General features: G+C 43.1%; 16 protein-coding genes. 7 read left to right on the top strand and 9 right to left on the bottom strand.

What is annotated here, in order from left to right; genetic code table 11:
* Positions 1-623: 623 nt before the first annotated feature.
* Complete coding sequence (locus tag L2748_RS10905) at positions 624-1,886, bottom strand: dicarboxylate/amino acid:cation symporter (protein WP_220782835.1); 1,263 nt, start codon at positions 1,884-1,886, stop codon at positions 624-626.
* A gap of 594 nt (positions 1,887-2,480) precedes the next feature.
* Entirely contained in the window at positions 2,481-2,612 is a 132-nt protein-coding gene (locus L2748_RS24445; RefSeq protein ID WP_276516340.1) for a hypothetical protein, read from the bottom strand.
* A 205-nt stretch (positions 2,613-2,817) separates the two neighbouring features.
* Between L2748_RS24445 and L2748_RS10900 the strand changes: the two genes are divergently transcribed.
* Positions 2,818-3,225: a GFA family protein gene (locus L2748_RS10900; protein WP_220782834.1), complete on the top strand. Its 408-nt coding sequence runs from the start codon at positions 2,818-2,820 to the stop codon at positions 3,223-3,225.
* Positions 3,226-3,233: 8 nt separating this feature from the next.
* On the opposite strand, the gene L2748_RS10895 is transcribed toward L2748_RS10900, so the two are convergent.
* Entirely contained in the window at positions 3,234-3,845 is a 612-nt protein-coding gene (locus L2748_RS10895; RefSeq protein ID WP_220782833.1) for an energy-coupling factor ABC transporter permease, read from the bottom strand.
* A gap of 193 nt (positions 3,846-4,038) precedes the next feature.
* On the opposite strand from L2748_RS10895, the gene L2748_RS10890 reads away from it, so the two are divergent.
* On the top strand, positions 4,039-4,557 hold the full coding sequence (locus tag L2748_RS10890; RefSeq protein ID WP_246616249.1) for a hypothetical protein: 519 nt from the start codon (positions 4,039-4,041) through the stop codon (positions 4,555-4,557).
* Between the two features lie 279 nt (positions 4,558-4,836).
* On the top strand, positions 4,837-5,622 hold the full coding sequence (locus tag L2748_RS10885) for a 5'-methylthioadenosine/adenosylhomocysteine nucleosidase (RefSeq protein ID WP_220782832.1): 786 nt from the start codon (positions 4,837-4,839) through the stop codon (positions 5,620-5,622).
* 151 nt (positions 5,623-5,773) lie between these two features.
* Here the strand turns inward: L2748_RS10885 and L2748_RS10880 are convergent, their stop codons facing one another.
* The 4 genes from L2748_RS10880 to yqfB all read right to left on the bottom strand — a co-directional run bounded on the left by L2748_RS10880 (position 5,774) and on the right by yqfB (position 11,030).
* Positions 5,774-8,884: an efflux RND transporter permease subunit gene (locus tag L2748_RS10880; protein ID WP_220782831.1), complete on the bottom strand. Its 3,111-nt coding sequence runs from the start codon at positions 8,882-8,884 to the stop codon at positions 5,774-5,776.
* Entirely contained in the window at positions 8,881-10,224 is a 1,344-nt protein-coding gene (locus L2748_RS10875; protein ID WP_220782830.1) for an efflux RND transporter periplasmic adaptor subunit, read from the bottom strand. The genes L2748_RS10880 and L2748_RS10875 overlap by 4 nt, the downstream gene beginning before the upstream one ends.
* Positions 10,224-10,505 (bottom strand): hypothetical protein, encoded by a 282-nt coding sequence (locus L2748_RS10870; protein WP_220782829.1) that lies wholly within the window; start codon positions 10,503-10,505, stop codon positions 10,224-10,226. Before L2748_RS10870 ends, L2748_RS10875 begins: the two co-directional genes overlap by 1 nt.
* A 210-nt stretch (positions 10,506-10,715) precedes the next feature.
* Complete coding sequence (yqfB, locus tag L2748_RS10865) at positions 10,716-11,030, bottom strand: N(4)-acetylcytidine aminohydrolase (protein WP_220782836.1); 315 nt, start codon at positions 11,028-11,030, stop codon at positions 10,716-10,718.
* Positions 11,031-11,264: 234 nt separating this feature from the next.
* Here yqfB and L2748_RS10860 point away from each other — a divergent pair, with 234 nt between their 5' ends.
* Positions 11,265-11,507: a DUF2986 domain-containing protein gene (locus L2748_RS10860; protein ID WP_220782828.1), complete on the top strand. Its 243-nt coding sequence runs from the start codon at positions 11,265-11,267 to the stop codon at positions 11,505-11,507.
* A gap of 75 nt (positions 11,508-11,582) precedes the next feature.
* On the opposite strand, the gene L2748_RS10855 is transcribed toward L2748_RS10860, so the two are convergent.
* Complete coding sequence (locus L2748_RS10855; RefSeq protein WP_220782827.1) at positions 11,583-13,118, bottom strand: MATE family efflux transporter; 1,536 nt, start codon at positions 13,116-13,118, stop codon at positions 11,583-11,585.
* A gap of 59 nt (positions 13,119-13,177) precedes the next feature.
* Complete coding sequence (locus L2748_RS10850) at positions 13,178-14,011, bottom strand: ion transporter (RefSeq protein ID WP_220782826.1); 834 nt, start codon at positions 14,009-14,011, stop codon at positions 13,178-13,180.
* Positions 14,012-14,223: 212 nt separating this feature from the next.
* Here L2748_RS10850 and L2748_RS10845 point away from each other — a divergent pair, with 212 nt between their 5' ends.
* The 3 genes from L2748_RS10845 to L2748_RS10835 all read left to right on the top strand — a co-directional run bounded on the left by L2748_RS10845 (position 14,224) and on the right by L2748_RS10835 (position 16,221).
* On the top strand, positions 14,224-14,727 hold the full coding sequence (locus L2748_RS10845; RefSeq protein WP_220782825.1) for a L,D-transpeptidase family protein: 504 nt from the start codon (positions 14,224-14,226) through the stop codon (positions 14,725-14,727).
* 84 nt (positions 14,728-14,811) lie between these two features.
* On the top strand, positions 14,812-15,372 hold the full coding sequence (locus L2748_RS10840; protein ID WP_220782824.1) for a VOC family protein: 561 nt from the start codon (positions 14,812-14,814) through the stop codon (positions 15,370-15,372).
* A 144-nt stretch (positions 15,373-15,516) separates the two neighbouring features.
* Positions 15,517-16,221 (top strand): SDR family NAD(P)-dependent oxidoreductase, encoded by a 705-nt coding sequence (locus L2748_RS10835; protein WP_220782823.1) that lies wholly within the window; start codon positions 15,517-15,519, stop codon positions 16,219-16,221.
* Positions 16,222-16,574 lie beyond the last annotated feature (353 nt).

The raw sequence follows: 16,574 nt of genomic DNA, 5'->3' as shown, positions 1-16,574 counted from the left end.
AAAACAACAAATAATAATTACTCAAGCAAGACTGTAGCATCCTTGAACAATACGCTTTATTTGTGAGCGCGGCGACTCAAAATCATGCGTGACAGCCGCCCCACATCCCCCCGGACAAAACAACGCAGTGCACCATTCATACAAAACGGTGCGAAACATCACAAAACAAAGCAGTTTAACAGTCGATAGCCGACGTGCGACAACGAGAACAGGTTAAGCAGAAATAGCACTATTAGCATGGGTAACAAAGTGCTAAAGAGCGACAAGTAGAACATCTACTTAGGCTAATAAAATGACGACTTTACGCTAGTAAATGGTAGATGAGTAAAAAAAGAATACCAAATTATAGCCACACTCGGTTCAAAAACGGCGCTCTGCTATCACTCTGATATTGTTAATTAGGCAGGGAGGCTTTCGAAACTGTTATACAGTGACACAGTTTCCATAACCGAGTTGTTATGCTGAGTTCTTGTAGCAAGCTCTTATAGCAAGTCAGAGTAGCAAACGCTATTAGCGACTCAAGGAAAAGTCGCTAAAAAAAATCCCCCATTCAAATGACTTGAACGGAGGATTTAATGTTTCTCAGCGTAACGAGTTAACGTTTAATGCTGAAATTTTAGTGCTTAACTTTTAATGCTCACTGCAGCTGGCTCAACAGGGATCTCTGTCTCTGGATTGAATTTATCAATCACCACAGCACAAACTGCATCACCCGTAATGTTTAGCGTTGTTCTGATCATGTCAAACACACGGTCTAGAGCAAACAACAGTGGTAGGCCTTCAATTGGAATACCTGCCGCCACTAATACCGCAATAACAAGGAATGATGGACCTGGTACACCAGCTTGACCAATTGCGCCTAATGTCGAGGTGAAGATGATCGCCACATAAGCCGCAAGACCTAGCTCAACATTGAACATTTGCGCAAAAAATACCGCTACTAGACCGTAATAAATCGCGTTACCACTCATGTTAATCGTAGCGCCTAATGGCAATACGAATGCAGCAGTCGACTTAGAAACGCCTAGCTCTTTCTCACACACTTCGATGTTAACTGGCAGCGCAGCCATAGATGAAGCAGTAGACATAGCCAATGCTTGTGGCTTCTTCATTGCCGACAGGAATTTACCAACTGGCACATTAGAGAAGAACTTCACCATCAGTGGGAAGAAGATAAAGCCATAAATCAAGATTGCAGCAACATAAACCACGAATAGGTTTAGCACCACTGTCAGTGACTGGAAGCCGAAAGTACCAACAGAATCAGCCATCAAACCAAATACACCAATAGGGGCAATTAGCATTACGATGTTGATCATCCAAATGAAGGCTTCAACGATTGTATTCAGTGCAGAAGTAATTGGCTTAGCCGCTTCTTGATTCACTTTAGTCAGTGCGATACCAAAGAAGATACAGAATACTAAGATCTGTAAAATATTGCCGCCTGTCAGTGCTTCAAATACGTTAGTTGGGATCATACCAATAATGGTGTCAGCCACACCTGGCAGTGCGCCCTGCTCAGCCGTTACCGCAGCGAGACCAGCAGTATGTTGTGAAAAGTCCATGCCGACGCCTGGCTGGAAAAATTCGCCCATCACTAGCGCTAAGGTCACTGCCAATGCTGATGTCGCCATGAAGAAAGCGATAGTACCAATACCGACTTTACCTGCTGACGGGCCCGCACCTAAGCTTGCAGCACCAGCAATAATTGAAACGGCAACTAACGGGATCACTAACATTTTAATTAAGTGAATGAAAAACGTCCCTAGCGGAGCAAATATAGAGGCATCATGTCCCATCACCATACCAACGATTGCGCCTAAAACCATGGCAACAACCACTTGGAATCCGATATTTTTATAAAACTTTTTCTTTATGTTCAACACCCTAGCTCCATCCCAGACTTTTTATATTAAGTGGAATAACGACCACTTTGATTCTTTGCAGCACAATAACACCCAGTTGAGTCAATTAATGTGATTAACGAAGGACTTATCACCACCTCAGAGAAATAGTGACAATTATCACTCATTAACTGAATAATCATCAAAAAATAGACCAATAAAAAATACAATCCTTAATTTAAAAAAATAAATGTTAGAAAAGGGTAACACCCAAGAAGACAAGAAGTAACCCAAACCCAACTAACTAACATTAAACCATCTATTTATTAATAAATTCAGAGTTTAACGCTACTCTAAAATATTAAAACAGCTGATAATTTAAGCTTTGTTAGAAAACACACGAATTTGAGTTAGGTTTTTATTTGATTTAGTAGTTTAGTTCAGATCTATATTTAGCTTTGCAGTGTTAGCTTTGTTCAAGGCTATTAGCCTCACCCACGGCTACCACTAAAGCGAGGCCGTTTTCAAGGCTGTTAACTAAACTCCAAGCTATGAAATAAACGCTTGAGCCTGTTTAAAGCTCACACCACTTTGGTACCGCTACAAGCGAACAACCTTTAACTTTTTCCCTGACGTCTACGCGCTAAGCACTTCTTTTGCGACAAAGGTCTTTTTATAAAAAAAAGTACCTTTATCTTCTAATAAATAATCCAATGCTCTTTCAACAATTGCCAGTTGGCTGCGGGTACTGCGAATTACGTTATACACTGCAATACAATCGCTTGGTCCAAGCGTGAACTCAAAGCCTAGCTGTTATGAATAAATAGCAGTAATGAATAGCTGTTTTGAATAAATATTATGCCCAGTCCAAATTAACGGTCGTTGGCTAAAAATTACTCGGGCATGATAGATTTATATCAATGACTTATCGCAAAAAAAATGCGTTTCAATTTAACCTAAAACAGGAGTCAACATGCCATCTCTCCCCTTACTCAACGGCAGCTGTCTTTGCGGTGCAATTCAATATCAAGTTAATGCGGTGCCGTTTGACGCAGACTTGTGTCATTGTCGCCAATGTCAAAAAAGCACGGGGTCAGTGGTGGGCGCTTGGATGGACTTTAAACGTGAACAAGTTAACTGGCTTAATCAGCAGCCAAAAGAATATGCCTCATCTGAACATGTAAGGCGGGGGTTTTGCCAGCACTGCGGCACTCAAATCAGCTTTCGTGATTTACGCTACCCAGACTACCTCACATTAAGCATTAGTAGCCTTGATGATCCAAGCTCAATTAGCCCGAACTATCATATCTATACTAATAGTCAGTTAAAGTGGTTAACCATTGTCGATGAATACCCTAAATACAAGGCTGGACGCAGCTGAATGGAGTGTCACTTCTTCCAAAGGTAGGTTCTATCAGAATAGTCATATAACCAGTCGGGGCGATAAACCACTAACAAGGTTATCGCCATGCCGTTAAGCAACGCTTCGGGAAACCCCAGCAAAGGGATAAGCACTAAGTAATTATGGCTTAGGAACTCCCAACTATAGTCAGTTGTGGCTGTTAGCCAAATCGACCATGCAAGAATATGAAACATTATCGATAAAAAACCATTGAGAAAAGCGCCACAAAAGATATAGATAAACAAGTGGTGTGGCAGATACTTAAACATTTGACTGTAGATTAAAAAGCAACAAAAAATCGGTAAACAAACCCCAAGTAACGCATAGATAGCAAACTCACTCGGTTGTTTAAATACAAATACGGCAAAAAAGAGTGTCGGCAATAAGGCAATCAAACTTGCCATACGCCAACCGAACATTAGCAGTAGTACAACGATCCCTAGAAAATGCACATGGATCCCTGGGGTCATACTGGCATTCAGCAACCAAAGCCCTGTTAAGCTCACAGTAACAATTAATATGTGCGTCTGTTGAGCAGAATTCTTTATAAGCTTAGCCAGCTCCGCTTTAGGCCATAGAGCCCAAAGCCATAAAACCATAAAACCAACACGATACTTGCCACGTAATCACCCACTGAAAACGCCCAATCAATGCCACTCAATAGACTATGAATAAAACCAATAACACTTTCGCCCATTAACTGTAAAATCCTGTAATCACACTGCTAACTTACTTCAATATACGTTATGCTGACGCTAAAGATCGAAACCTGATATTAAAATTAGAATAAAAATGATGATAGTTAATAGACAAACTTTTAGCACTCGCTTTGTAGAATCCAATAAGCTCTATCGCCAAATTAATGCATTTCGCCGACAAAGCGCCTGTTTTTGTGCTTTTAGCCTACTCTTATTAAGTGGATGCACGACTAGCCCTGACGATATCGATCCGCAAGAGTTTGCAGGACAAGTGAGTGACTCTTTTAGAACGGACATAAAAAGTAATGGCCTTAAGCTATTTACTTATCGAGCAGCACTAACTACTAACCAATCACAAACAAAAGCACTCCCTCACGAAGTCCGTTCGAGCCAAATAAAACGTTCGCGCTCAAAACGAGGATATCAAGGCCCGGATCTCAGTGGCTGGACAGCCCAAATTGAGCTTGGGTTGCAGCAAACAATAAAAATGAATGGCTATTGTCGCGATGGTTATATCGAACTTTATCGCAGTATTCAGATCGATCGCGGCACAATACGCGGTGAATGTAATGACGGCGCCAATGATGCGGATCGAGCTAAATTTGATTCTTGAATAGCTTAAATCCATTGATTAGTCTGTGGGTTCAATTTCTAGTTTTGGCTCCTATTAATTCAAACCCATGGAGCTAACATAGCGACTTATTGGATGATTTTTTAAGCCATAGCTAAGCCATAAACGATGGCCCAGCAGGCATTAACCTGCCATAAATGCCGCTATTACCAGCCTCTGCTGCCAAAGTAAGGCTAAGCAAAACCCAAATAGTTAATGATTTACTCTATATCTTGATGTGATTATGATGCGCGCATCTAAACTCTCTGGAATGCCACTAAGATGCGCACAGCTGCTGTCATTATCACGTTACTTTCATCACTTATGACTATTAATACTCAAGCAAAACCTGCAGATACCGCTGTTAGCTCACAACCTATCGCCATTTTAGGCGCTATGGATGCTGAAATAGAAAAGCTACTACCTGAAATTAATCAGCGCCAAACTCATACTGTAGCCAAAAATACTTATTACACTGGCTTTATCCAAGGTAAACCTGTGGTTGTAGCCCGCTCTGGTGTGGGTAAAGTCAATGCCGCGATAACCACTTATGTGTTGATTCACCAGTTTAATGTAAACAGTATTATCTTCACCGGTATTGCCGGCGCAGCGGGAGCTGAGCTCAACGTTGCTGATGTGGTAATTTCAACGGCACTGGTGCAGCACGACGTCGACTTAACCGCCTTTGGCGCGCCAAAAGGTCAACTTGATGGCTATGATGACCGCTTATTCTATGCCGATAAAAAGTTACAAACATTAGCACTTAACGCTGCAGAGGAATCTGTGGGTAAAGCGCGTGTTCACTCAGGCATTATCGCAACAGGTGATCAGTTTATTGCCGACAAAGCCGCAGTGAGCATGCTACTTAAGGAATTCAATGCTATCGCCGTTGAGATGGAAGGCGCTGCGGTTGCGCAAGTGACCGATATGTTTAAAATTCCGCTAGTTGTTATTCGCACCATCTCTGACAAAGCCGATGGCTCAGCCCATTTGACCTATGAAGATGCTAAACAAACTACCGCGGATAACTCTGTCGCCATTACACTCAATATGCTCAGCAAAATGTAATAAAGCACTAAAATATAATAAAGCAACAGCGGTTACGTAGCTAAAACCCGCTGATTGCAGATTAACTATAAAAAAGGCGCTAACTTTTGCAGTTAGCGCCTTTGTTCTATCTATCGGCTTACTCAGGGGAATACTCAGTGAGTACTCAAAATTAAGCTTTTATTGCTTCGTCTTTTTTACTAAAACTCACCTTGCCAAAGTCTTCTAAAATTGCGTAGCAGGCTGGCACCATAAACAGTACCAGTGCGGTTGATGCAAAAATACCGAACACCATAGACACCACAAGAGGTTGCAGTACCTGCGCTTGAATACTGGTCTCAAGTAACAGCGGTAACATACCTGCAGCTGTGGTGAGCGAGGTAATAAACACCGCTCTAAAACGCTCTTTGCTAGCACTCACTACCGCCTCATGCACCGATTGGCCCTCTTCTACGTGGTAACGAATATATTGCACCAACAAAATAGAGTCATTTACCACAACCCCTGCCAGCGCCACAAAGCCGAGTATTGATGGCATACTCATAGAGTAACCAAGCAACAAATGCCCCCAGAGTACGCCAATCAGACCAAGCGGAATAACCGCCATCACCACTAATGGTTCAATGTAGCTTTTAAACTGCAAACTTAAGATGGCAAATACCGCTAATAAGCCAACAATAAAGCCACTCGCCATTGAGTTTTGAGTGGTAGCACTCTCTTTAACTTCGCCCTCGTAGCTTACTCTAATCCCTGGGTAACGCTGTTTAAGCTCAGGTAATAACTCGTCTCTAAAGGCCTTATTAATCTCGCTGGCATTAGCTAAGTGAGTATCCACTTCGCCGGTAATAGTAACGAACCGCATACCGTCTAGACGGGAAATTTTGACGTAATTTCGCTGCCATTTAAAATCAGCTACCGCCGATAACGGCACCTGCTCACCAGCACTGCCAATGGTAATAGGGAAGTTAGCCAGGTTTTCAAGCTTGGCGGCATCGACTTTATCCAGCTGCACATCAATTTGAATGCTCTCAGGCCCCACTTGAATGTTATCAGCAGTTTGATGGAAATACGCACCGCGAAGCTGACTGGCGAGCATCATACCGTTAACCCCAAAAGCTTCCGCTCCCGGTTTTAAGGTCATCAAGATTTCGGCTTTACCCGGACGCATGCTGTCCATCACACCCGACACGCCATTAAAGCCCTGCAAATATTGCTGCACTTCAATTGACGCAGATTTTAGCTCGTCTAAATCGTCACCGCGTACCCGAATTTCAATCGCGCGGCCAGCTGGCCCCATTGCGCCTTGCTTGTAAACAATCGCAATTGGATCAACCAGCTCTCCCACGCCTTGCTGCCATTCGCGGATAAAAGTATTGATTAGCGTCTGGCGGATCTCTGCGCTCAATAAATCAATCTTAACCGTTGCCACGTGAGCGCCGCTTTCTCCGGCATCAGCGTTAAAGTTAAACCGCTCGGTAATGTGTTGAATAAGTCTTTGGTTGTCTTCTTTTTGGCTGTATTTATCATCCAGCTCGCGCGCGACACTCACCACCCGATTAACCACAAACTCAGTTTGTTCAAGCGTTGATCCCGGCGGCAATATAATTCGCGCTTCAGCAACATCGCCATCAAGCTCTGGGAAACCGATAAATTTCACCGCGCCCCCCGCAGCTAACGAAATTGAGATAAGTAGCAGGCTTATCACTGAGCCCATAAACACATAACGCCAATTAATCACCCATTCAACTGCTGCTACCAATTGCACCGTTCTAAAGTGTTCAAAATTTTGATTAAACTTTTGTTTAAAGCGGCTGGTTTTACGCGCTTTGCCTTTAGCAGCATGGGCTAAGTGATTTGGTAAAATCAAAAAGGCTTCCACTAAACTCACGGTTAAAATAAGCAGCAAGGTTTGCGGGATCACTCTAAGTACTTTACCCATATCGCCTTCCATAAAAGCGATACTGGAAAAGATAAATACTGTGGTTAAAAACGATGACACTACGCCCGGTAGCACTCGCTTTACCCCTTGAATAACGGCATCAGCCTTGTTCATACCCCGCTCAATATGCGCCGCAATCGATTCGGCAATCACAATGGCGTCATCCATCATGATGCCGATAGCCATTAAAAATGCCACCAGCGTCATAATGTTAATGGTTAATCCAACTTGTGCCATAAAGAACAAGCTACCCATAAAGGCAACAGGTAAACCCATTGCCACCCAGAATGAGTAACGCAAACTAAAAAATAACCACATGCACAAAAAGACTAACACTACACCTTGCCAGCCATTTTTAATCAGCATGGTTAAGCGATCCCACAATAGTGAGCTCAAATCATTAGAGGTACTGATGGTGATACCGTTTGGCGTACGCAGTTTTTCTGCATCTAAAAAGCCGATCACCTCCTCTTTAAGGCGCAGTGAATCTTGCGATTTATTCTTAAACACTGTCAAAATGGCGGCTTGTTCGCCATCAAAGCGAATACTTTCTTCGTCTAACTCAAACCTATCTGTGATGGTGGCAATATCTCGCAGCCGCACTAAGCCACCTTGGGCATTTGAGCGGATCACAATATTACCCAGACGCTCAGGCTCAACTTCACGTTGATCGAACCGAATTAATATATTCTTACTGGCCGTTTCCACCGTTCCGCTCGGCAGCTGCACGTTTTGTTGCTCAATTTGATTAGCTACATCAGCAACGCTCATACCTAAGCGCTTGATTGCACCGAGTGAGACTTCTACCAATAATTGATGTTGAGAAAAGCCAGCAATCTCAACTTGGCTAATACTGGTATCTAACTTTAAGCGACGTTTTAAGTCCTCGGCATAAGCTTTAAGCTCTGGTTTGCTGGTAGAGGCTGATACTGCGATGTCGATAATGCGTTCGTTAAAGTCTAGCTCCTCAACAATTGGCGGCTCAATTTCAGCCGGGAAATCTTTAATCGCCGAAATTTTAGTTTGCACGTCAACCAAGCTACGCCCAAGGTCGGCATTATCTTCAAGCTTTAATGTCATGCGTGCCACGCCTTCTAGCGCATCACATTTGGTTTCAGTAATGCTGCCGAGACTGTCTACCGCATCTTCCATTCTCAGGCAGAGGTTTTCTTCTACATCTTGCGGCGACGCACCTGGAAGTACAACTTGAGCACTAATGTAGTTTTTTGAAAACTCGGGAAATGTTTCACGTTTAAGCTCGGGTAACGCTTTAATACCTAGCACAATAAACGCTAACATCAACAGCGTTGTTGCGGTTGGATGGCGAACAAAAAAACCGATCACGGCTGCATCTCCCCATTTGCAGGCTCTGAATCGCTAACATCATTACTTTTAGTGCGCAGCGCCATGCCATTAACTGCTGGAATAAGATCGGTCAGTACTAACTGCATGCCTTCAACTAACGCACCTTGTACAGCAGCTTGGCCTTCTTGACGGAATAGCACTTGTACATCAATAACTTGCAATCGGTTATCTTGATTCATGATATACAGTTTATCGCCATGTAATGCACGCTCTGCCACCATCCAGTAGTTACGCTCGCCGCCTTTGATCCGAGCGCTAACAAACATGCCATTAACCAGCGGTGGTGACTGACCAATTTTAAGCTCGCGATACTCTTGCTCTACCTGCAAAACCACACTTACCGTCGCAAGCGTTGGATCAACGGTTTCGCCAATACGATTAATTGCTGCCGGCCAGTTAAATGAATATGTCGCGCCTTTAAGAGTGATTTCAGCTGTTAGCCCTAACGCTTCAGCGCGAGGCAGTTGCCCCTTTTCTGCTTGCGGTTGATTAACGGTTTTCATTAATGTCATCACATCGCCTAGCGAGACCTGCGCTTCAACTTCCATGGTCTCAATGCCATTAATACGCGCAAGAATTTGCTGTGGCGACACCACTTGGCTGGCTTCAACATTCACTTCGGCCACACGGCCTTCAAAAGGTAATCTAATTTCTGTCTTAGTTAGCTGACTCAGGGCTTCTTGTTCTCGGGCAATAGCTTGCTGTAACTGCGCCTTCAGAATGTCAGTTTCATTCGGCATTAGATTTAAGCTGTTATCTAATTCTTGCAGTTTTTGCTGCTGCGCTAATAGATTTTGCCTTTCACCATCAAGTTCTGATTGCGAAATCAAATTTTGCTTACGTAATGTCTCTTTACGCTTTAAATCTGATTTAACTAAGTCGTAGCGATTATTTTCAATCTCAAGCGATAACTGTAGATTTTTAAGTTGCAACGCTTTACCGGCAAGCTGACCTTCAAGGGCTTTACGATCTGCTTGTGCTTGAGACAGGCGAATTTGGTAATCAAGTGGGTCAATAGATAATAATAAAGTGTCTTTAGCGAGGATTTTTCCCACTGCTAGATCAGGGTGCTTATACACCACTCGTCCGCCCACTTCGGGTAACAACTGCCACTGAGTTTTAGGACTCACTCGACCAAACGCATCAACTTGAGCAATAACCGGGACCTGCTTAAGTGTAGTCACTTCAACCAGCTTGCTCGGCTCTGACTGTAACTCTAGCGGCGGATGACTGCGTAACTTAACCACTAAAATCAGCACCACAAAGCCAACTGCCAATGCAGGGAAAAAATACCAGCGCTTACCTTTAAAACTAGACATTAGCGCTTTCCTCCACAGATCCCGTTTTCGAGCAGCGCAATATTGTGCTTGGCCAATTGTTGATAAAATTCTTCATTAAGTTGATAACCATGTAGTTTTGCCATTGGAATTGGCATGACAAAGGGGAAAATCATTAAGCTCAGTAACGACATTTTCAGCATTTGTGGATCAAGCTCTCCCCATCCTTCTAATAATTTATGTGGCATGGGAGTCAGTTCAGCGATTGGCTCAAACAATCTAAAAATGACCCCTTTAGCCTCGACAGAGTGCTCCGTTGTCATCAGCGACATAGACCGTATTATTCAGTTGAATAACACAAGTCTACTGTCTGCTTTGAGGTTTTGCATGAACTATCGTTATTCAAAAACCAGAGTTTTGAATAACCGCACACTAAAATAACTTAGTGAAAAAATAACGACTAAGAAGTTGAACTAAATGAGTTTACAAAGAATTAAACCCATTTAAATTGCATTAAACTAACTTAAAGTGAATTAGACTAACTTAAAGTGAATTAAGTACAGCGCTTCAATACCAGGATAAATTTGCCTAATTAAGGTCTTAAGCTCAGCTAAACTCATATTTTCTTGCTCTGCGTGGGTGTCATTTAAGTCATCAAAAGCCACGCGGCTAATAGAGAGGATATCAAGCTCACCATAACAGCGACCATCTTCTAAATTAGACACGCTCACACGCTGGCCCGCTTGATAGAAAGACTCAGACTCATCACGCAGGGTAATGGTTTTTTTACCGGCTAAAATATCGGCTTCAAATCGGCTGAAAAAAGTAATACTGTTTGGTGGATTCATACTGCAATAACTCATGGCTGCACCACTATTGATGCTTTGAAGCCATTTTAATCTGTTAGTAATCTGCGGTACATCATTTTTACGCTAACCTCACTCCTTAAAAAGTAATCAAGTTGTAATAAACACGACGGTAGCGATAGCGGCGCGTTTAGGGTAAAATCCGCATCCGATTTCTAGCTTGGCGCCTAATGTGCCACAATTGTCATACTATAGACGACATATCGTAGAGAACTCATGAACAGAAAACAGAAGATGATCAAAAAGACCGCTAAACGTGCCAAGGCTCGCCTTAATAAGCACACTGCGCCTACGATCAAAAAATATGTGTCTAAAGCAGAGCGTGCTGAACAGCAAGCGAAACTAGAGGCTGAAGCCGCTGAGCAAGCATTACTTGCAACAGAAGGCACCGCAGAAGCTGACCTTTCAGCGGCTGATCCTGCAGAAACAAACGAAGAAAAAGCAACACCTGCAAGCTAGCCCATTTTACGGTTAGCGAGTTGACCTCAAGCCAACTCACTCTTTTGCATCACTATGCGCTTCGTTAGATTGAGCTTACTTGGTTGACGCTTTCTCGTCTGTACCAATAAGCTCAGCCACTTTATTACTCGCAACGCAATCTTGCTCTTCATTCACCATTGCCATGTTAGCGCATGATGATGACATGGGATTTTGACTACTTAAGCTTAATTCCTCATCAAACTCTGTCTTATCTTCCGCTTGTGTGACGCTCTCGCGCAACTCACTTGCAGACACACTACCTGTCGCCATATTTTGCACTTTATCGACTAGTCGATAAGCCACCACGACACCCAATACACCAAAGATAATCGAGCCTATTGCTTGGCCAACAAGCACTCCATATACTCCACCCCATTGGGCGCCAAAATACACAAAAGGGATAGTGCCCAAAGTGGCTTTACCCACGTTAAATAAGGTTGAATATTTGGCCTTGCCTAAATTGTTAAAGGAAGCATTAGCGACAAATAAAATCCCTGAAAAAACAAAAAACACTGCGATATACGAACAGAAGAATAAGATTAACTCTGCCGCATCACCTTTCATATCAAACACACTGACAATTTGATGGCGAGTAAGAAACAGCAGTAAAGACACTGCGATGACGTATACGGCACAAAATTGAATGGCTCGGGTGAGCGACTCTTTCACTCGCTCAAATTCCAACGCGCCAAAGTTTTGCCCAACAATAGGACCCACTGCGCCAGATAAGGCGAAAATCATCCCAAATGACACCGGAATTAATCGGCCAAGTACCGCCCAACCAGCCACGTAACTGTCACCAAAATCGGCAATAGCGCGGGTAACCACCGCATTACCAATTGGTGTTGCCACGTTAGTTAGCATTGCAGGACCTGCAATAGCAAAAATAGGTTTTAAATCTTCAACAAAATGATCAAAGTTAAAACGGCCAAGTAAATTGTGCTTAACCACCCCCCCTTTTGCAGCGACAGCAAATACCGCAAAACGTGCCATCACCGACGCAACCGCAGCCCCTTCAATGCCCATAGCGAACATAAAGATAAATATCGGGTCAAATACGGCGTTAACACCGCCACCAATTAAGGTCGATACCATAGACAACTTGGCATCGCCCACTGCCCTTAGTGCGCTGCCTAACGCCATTGCTAAGCAAATAAGCGGTAGTGATGGCACCAAGATATTAAGATAGCTTTCAGCCAGCTCAGCGGTTTTACCGGTGGCGCCGACTAACTTTAATAAATCAGGGATAAACAGATAAACGGTAATCGCAACTAAAATGCTCATCAGTAAGGTCACCACCAAACTGTTAAGCAGTAATCGTTTCGCTTTTTTCGTTTCTTTAGCGCCAATAGAGCGAGACACTAAAGCCCCTAGCGCAATAGATAACCCGATACCAATTGAGGTGGTGAAAAATGAAATCGTGCCCGCATAACCGACCGCAGCCGCGAGCTCTAACTCACCTAATAAACTAAGGAAGAAAATATCTAATAAGTCGACCACGAACAGCGCTGAGATCCCCACTGCAGCGGTAGAGCTCATCACTAATATATGTCGTAAAATCGATCCCTGTACAAACTTGGCTACCGCCATAACACCTCTTAGCCTTTGGCTAGTCCTTTAACTAAATACATTCAACACATGTAAGTGATTTACAATTCACTCTCTAATTCGCTGCCGCAATGATCGCAATACAATGCGTTGTTTTCATGACCAACTTTTAAACAGTTACTGCAACGTCTTAAATCTCTTGTACGGCCAATTTCTTGCGATATTTCTGCGGTCAAAATACCGGTTGGTATCGCAATAATTGAATAACCTAACAACATGGTAAATGCTGCTATCGCCTGACCTAATGGCGTACCCGGTGTGATATCGCCATACCCTACAGTGGTAATGGTGACGATTGTCCAATAAATAGACTTGGGGATTGAAGTAAAACCATTATTCGGCCCTTCAACCACATACATTACGGCGCTCAGAACAACCACGATCAGGCTAACAGAGAAAAAGAAGATAAACACCTTACGCCCTGATTGCAGCATGGCTCGCAATAACAGATTACCTTCACTTAAATAACGCAGCAGCTTTAATACTCTAAAGATCCTGAATAAGCGCAAGACCCTAATAACCATAGTGAAGTTAGCACCCGGGAACAGCAGTGCCAAATACGTTGGTAATACCGATAAAAGGTCAACTACGCCATAAAAACTTCTCGCGTAACTGAGCGGCTTAGCCGAACAATAGAGCCTAAGAATGTACTCTATCGTAAAAATAAAGGTAAAGCCCCACTCCAGCATCACGATAATATCGCCATATTTCGCGTGAACACGCGCCACTGTATCAAGAAAAACTAACGCCACACTTAATACAATGCACACCATCAAACTGAGGTCAAAGTAGCGCCCTGCGGGAGTATCAGTGCCAAAAATCACCCGACGTAACTTAAGTTTAAATTGGCTTTCTAAATCTTTCTCTGTTGCCATTGTTGCAGCAACTCCTTACAAAAAAGTGATGTTTGCTCTCGCCGACTTCAGTCGACGGATCAATGTTTTAAAATCAATAATGCTAATAGTGTGACACGCAAAAGATCAGAGCTCAAAAATAATCTTACCCTTTGCCGTCAACAGCAGCGGTTTTTTAAGGTAATATGCCATTATTCATTTATCGCTAGTTCGTCTGTCAGCAAGGTTTTTTCATGCGCTTTTTAGCTCTATCACTTAGCTTAATTCTATTGACCGTCAGCGGTTTATTCTCCAATTGTGCTTGGGCAAGCCCAAAGATAGATTTAGTCGTTGTCACAAAGTCAGAATCCAGCATGAAAGTGTTGCGTCAAGGTAAAGTGCTTAAAACCTACCGCATTGCTATGGGCGATAGCCCTGTAGGCCATAAGCTCACCGAAGGTGACCAACGAACTCCAGAAGGTCGCTACATATTAGATTATAAAAAATCTGATAGCGCATATTACCGGGCGATCCATATCTCTTACCCTAACGATGAAGACAGATTACGTGCCAATGCGTTAGGCATTAGCCCAGGTGGACAGATTATGATCCACGGCGAGAATCCCAATTCCAGCCTGTCACCAGAAGAAGCACAAATGTATAACTGGACCGACGGTTGTATCGCTGTGACTAACGCCGAAATGGATGAACTTTGGCAAATGATTGATGCAGGCACACCTATTGAAATCTGGCCATAATTGGCCTCTTTGCAAGTCATATTTATCGGATTTTTTAATATTTTACCATCATTCTCCACGCCCTTTTAGCATTAAGGCTCACCCATGACATACCAAGAATTAATCAATAGCTGGCCGGTATTTAGCCAGCGTATACAAGCGTTTACTCAAGAGTTAGGCTTAGATAAGCTAACACTAGAATGTGATCATAGCGCCTTAAGAGTGAATACGAATGCAAGCGCTGACCAGCTTAGACAAGACTTCGCTAACGTCGGCACGATTATTTCAGACAACATGATTAATGGCCGCCCAATTTTAATTATTGAGCTAAACACGCCACTTTTGATGGGTACCAATACTATTGAATGTGTTGAACTGCCTTACCCTGGCGAAAAAGCTTATCCAAAGGAGGGCTGGGAGCATATAGAGCTTGTGCTCGATTGCGGCGCTAATAATTGCGACATGCTAACCCAATCCCTGCTTGAACAAGCACCACAGCTAGCACCTGTATTAGCGGGACAAACTGATATCAAAGTGAAGCTAAGCTCACCACAAGGGGATAAAGAGCGCTTACTCAACCCTACAATCGCCTTTAAGAAAGATGGCCTTTGCGTAAAGGTTCACTCTCACGGTATTAAAGCTGTTATCGCCTCAGAAGCTGAGTAACCAGATAATCAATAAAAGCGCTCCACCAGCGCCTAAAGTTAACAGTCACGCTAATACATCATGGAGACTGAGTTGATCCCTCAGCCTCCAATCTCCGTATTTCTTTAAAGTCACGACATCAGTAACTTTGTAAGGACAACAAACGTGAATGTATTGGTAGTAGGCGGCTCTGGTGGCATAGGCTTGGCACTGGTAGAACATTATTTAGCGACAAATACGGCAAACGTATTTGCCACCTATCGCACAAATAAGCCTGCACTTAATCACCCTAAACTGGTTTGGTACAAGGTGAATGTCACGGTAGAAAGTGACATTGAAGAGCTTGCTAAGCTTTTACCAAAGCTGAGCTTATTAGTTAATGCAGTAGGTATGCTGCATGATGGCGAACATAACCCAGAGAAAAGCGTTAAAGAGTTTGATAGCAACTTTTTCAATAAAAATATTGTTATCAATGTCACTCCGAGTTTATTACTCGCAAGCTACTTTGCCGAACACCTGAAATCGAAAACCACCAGCCACTTTGTGACTGTTTCCGCCAAAATTGGCAGTATAGAAGATAATCGTCTTGGGGGCTGGGTGAGCTATAGAAGCTCAAAAGCTGCGCTCAATATGGCAATGAAAACCATCAGTATCGAATGGCGCTTCAAGCTGGCCAATACCTGCGTATTGGTGTTTCACCCTGGTACCACTGACACAGAGTTATCCAAGCGTTTTCAGCGTAATGTGCCAGAGGGAAAACTATTTACTGCTGAATATGTAGCCGATTGTTTAAGCCGTATCATCCGTGATACCAGTGCGAGTGATACTGGTAAATTTTATAGTTATGACGGCTCGATTTTACCTTGGTAAGTAAACAATGAATATAAAATTTATTGAACAGAAAGTTTGAAATAACTTGCTAATCAAGACGTAAACAAGCGCTACCTGCACACTTTGATTTGGCATGTCGGATAGAACGTAAAAATTCAGAAATGGCACAAATAGCTAAACTCAGTGTTATCACCAGCTCAATACCTACATGGCTAGTTAAACTTTGAGTAAATGGTTGCTCACTATATAGAAATAATCCCAATATACGACCAGCGTTAAATACGCTCACGAAAATAATAACGGGGCGTGCGACATGAGGTCGTATGAAGCGCTGTCCACCGCTTAATAGAGTGGACCATCTGTATCACCAGATGAACCTAGGAGCCTGAATA

Source organism: Shewanella sairae (assembly GCF_023283535.1).
Lineage (GTDB): Bacteria > Pseudomonadota > Gammaproteobacteria > Enterobacterales > Shewanellaceae > Shewanella > Shewanella sairae.
Note: the sequence above shows the minus strand (reverse complement) of the source record. Positions and strands in the feature narration are given on the sequence as shown.

What these genes read in the sequence shown, in the direction of transcription:
- L2748_RS10900 (WP_220782834.1), top strand. Translation starts at nt 2,818, where the DNA reads ATGCCATCTCTCCCCTTACTCAACGGCAGCTGTCTTTGCGGTGCAATT.
- L2748_RS10895 (WP_220782833.1), bottom strand. Translation starts at nt 3,845, where the DNA reads ATGGTTTTATGGCTTTGGGCTCTATGGCCTAAAGCGGAGCTGGCTAAG.
- L2748_RS10890 (WP_246616249.1), top strand. Translation starts at nt 4,039, where the DNA reads ATGATGATAGTTAATAGACAAACTTTTAGCACTCGCTTTGTAGAATCC.
- L2748_RS10885 (WP_220782832.1), top strand. Translation starts at nt 4,837, where the DNA reads ATGCGCACAGCTGCTGTCATTATCACGTTACTTTCATCACTTATGACT.
- L2748_RS10875 (WP_220782830.1), bottom strand. Translation starts at nt 10,224, where the DNA reads ATGTCTAGTTTTAAAGGTAAGCGCTGGTATTTTTTCCCTGCATTGGCA.
- L2748_RS10870 (WP_220782829.1), bottom strand. Translation starts at nt 10,505, where the DNA reads ATGACAACGGAGCACTCTGTCGAGGCTAAAGGGGTCATTTTTAGATTG.
- yqfB (WP_220782836.1), bottom strand. Translation starts at nt 11,030, where the DNA reads ATGAATCCACCAAACAGTATTACTTTTTTCAGCCGATTTGAAGCCGAT.
- L2748_RS10860 (WP_220782828.1), top strand. Translation starts at nt 11,265, where the DNA reads ATGAACAGAAAACAGAAGATGATCAAAAAGACCGCTAAACGTGCCAAG.
- L2748_RS10855 (WP_220782827.1), bottom strand. Translation starts at nt 13,118, where the DNA reads ATGGCGGTAGCCAAGTTTGTACAGGGATCGATTTTACGACATATATTA.
- L2748_RS10850 (WP_220782826.1), bottom strand. Translation starts at nt 14,011, where the DNA reads ATGGCAACAGAGAAAGATTTAGAAAGCCAATTTAAACTTAAGTTACGT.
- L2748_RS10845 (WP_220782825.1), top strand. Translation starts at nt 14,224, where the DNA reads ATGCGCTTTTTAGCTCTATCACTTAGCTTAATTCTATTGACCGTCAGC.
- L2748_RS10840 (WP_220782824.1), top strand. Translation starts at nt 14,812, where the DNA reads ATGACATACCAAGAATTAATCAATAGCTGGCCGGTATTTAGCCAGCGT.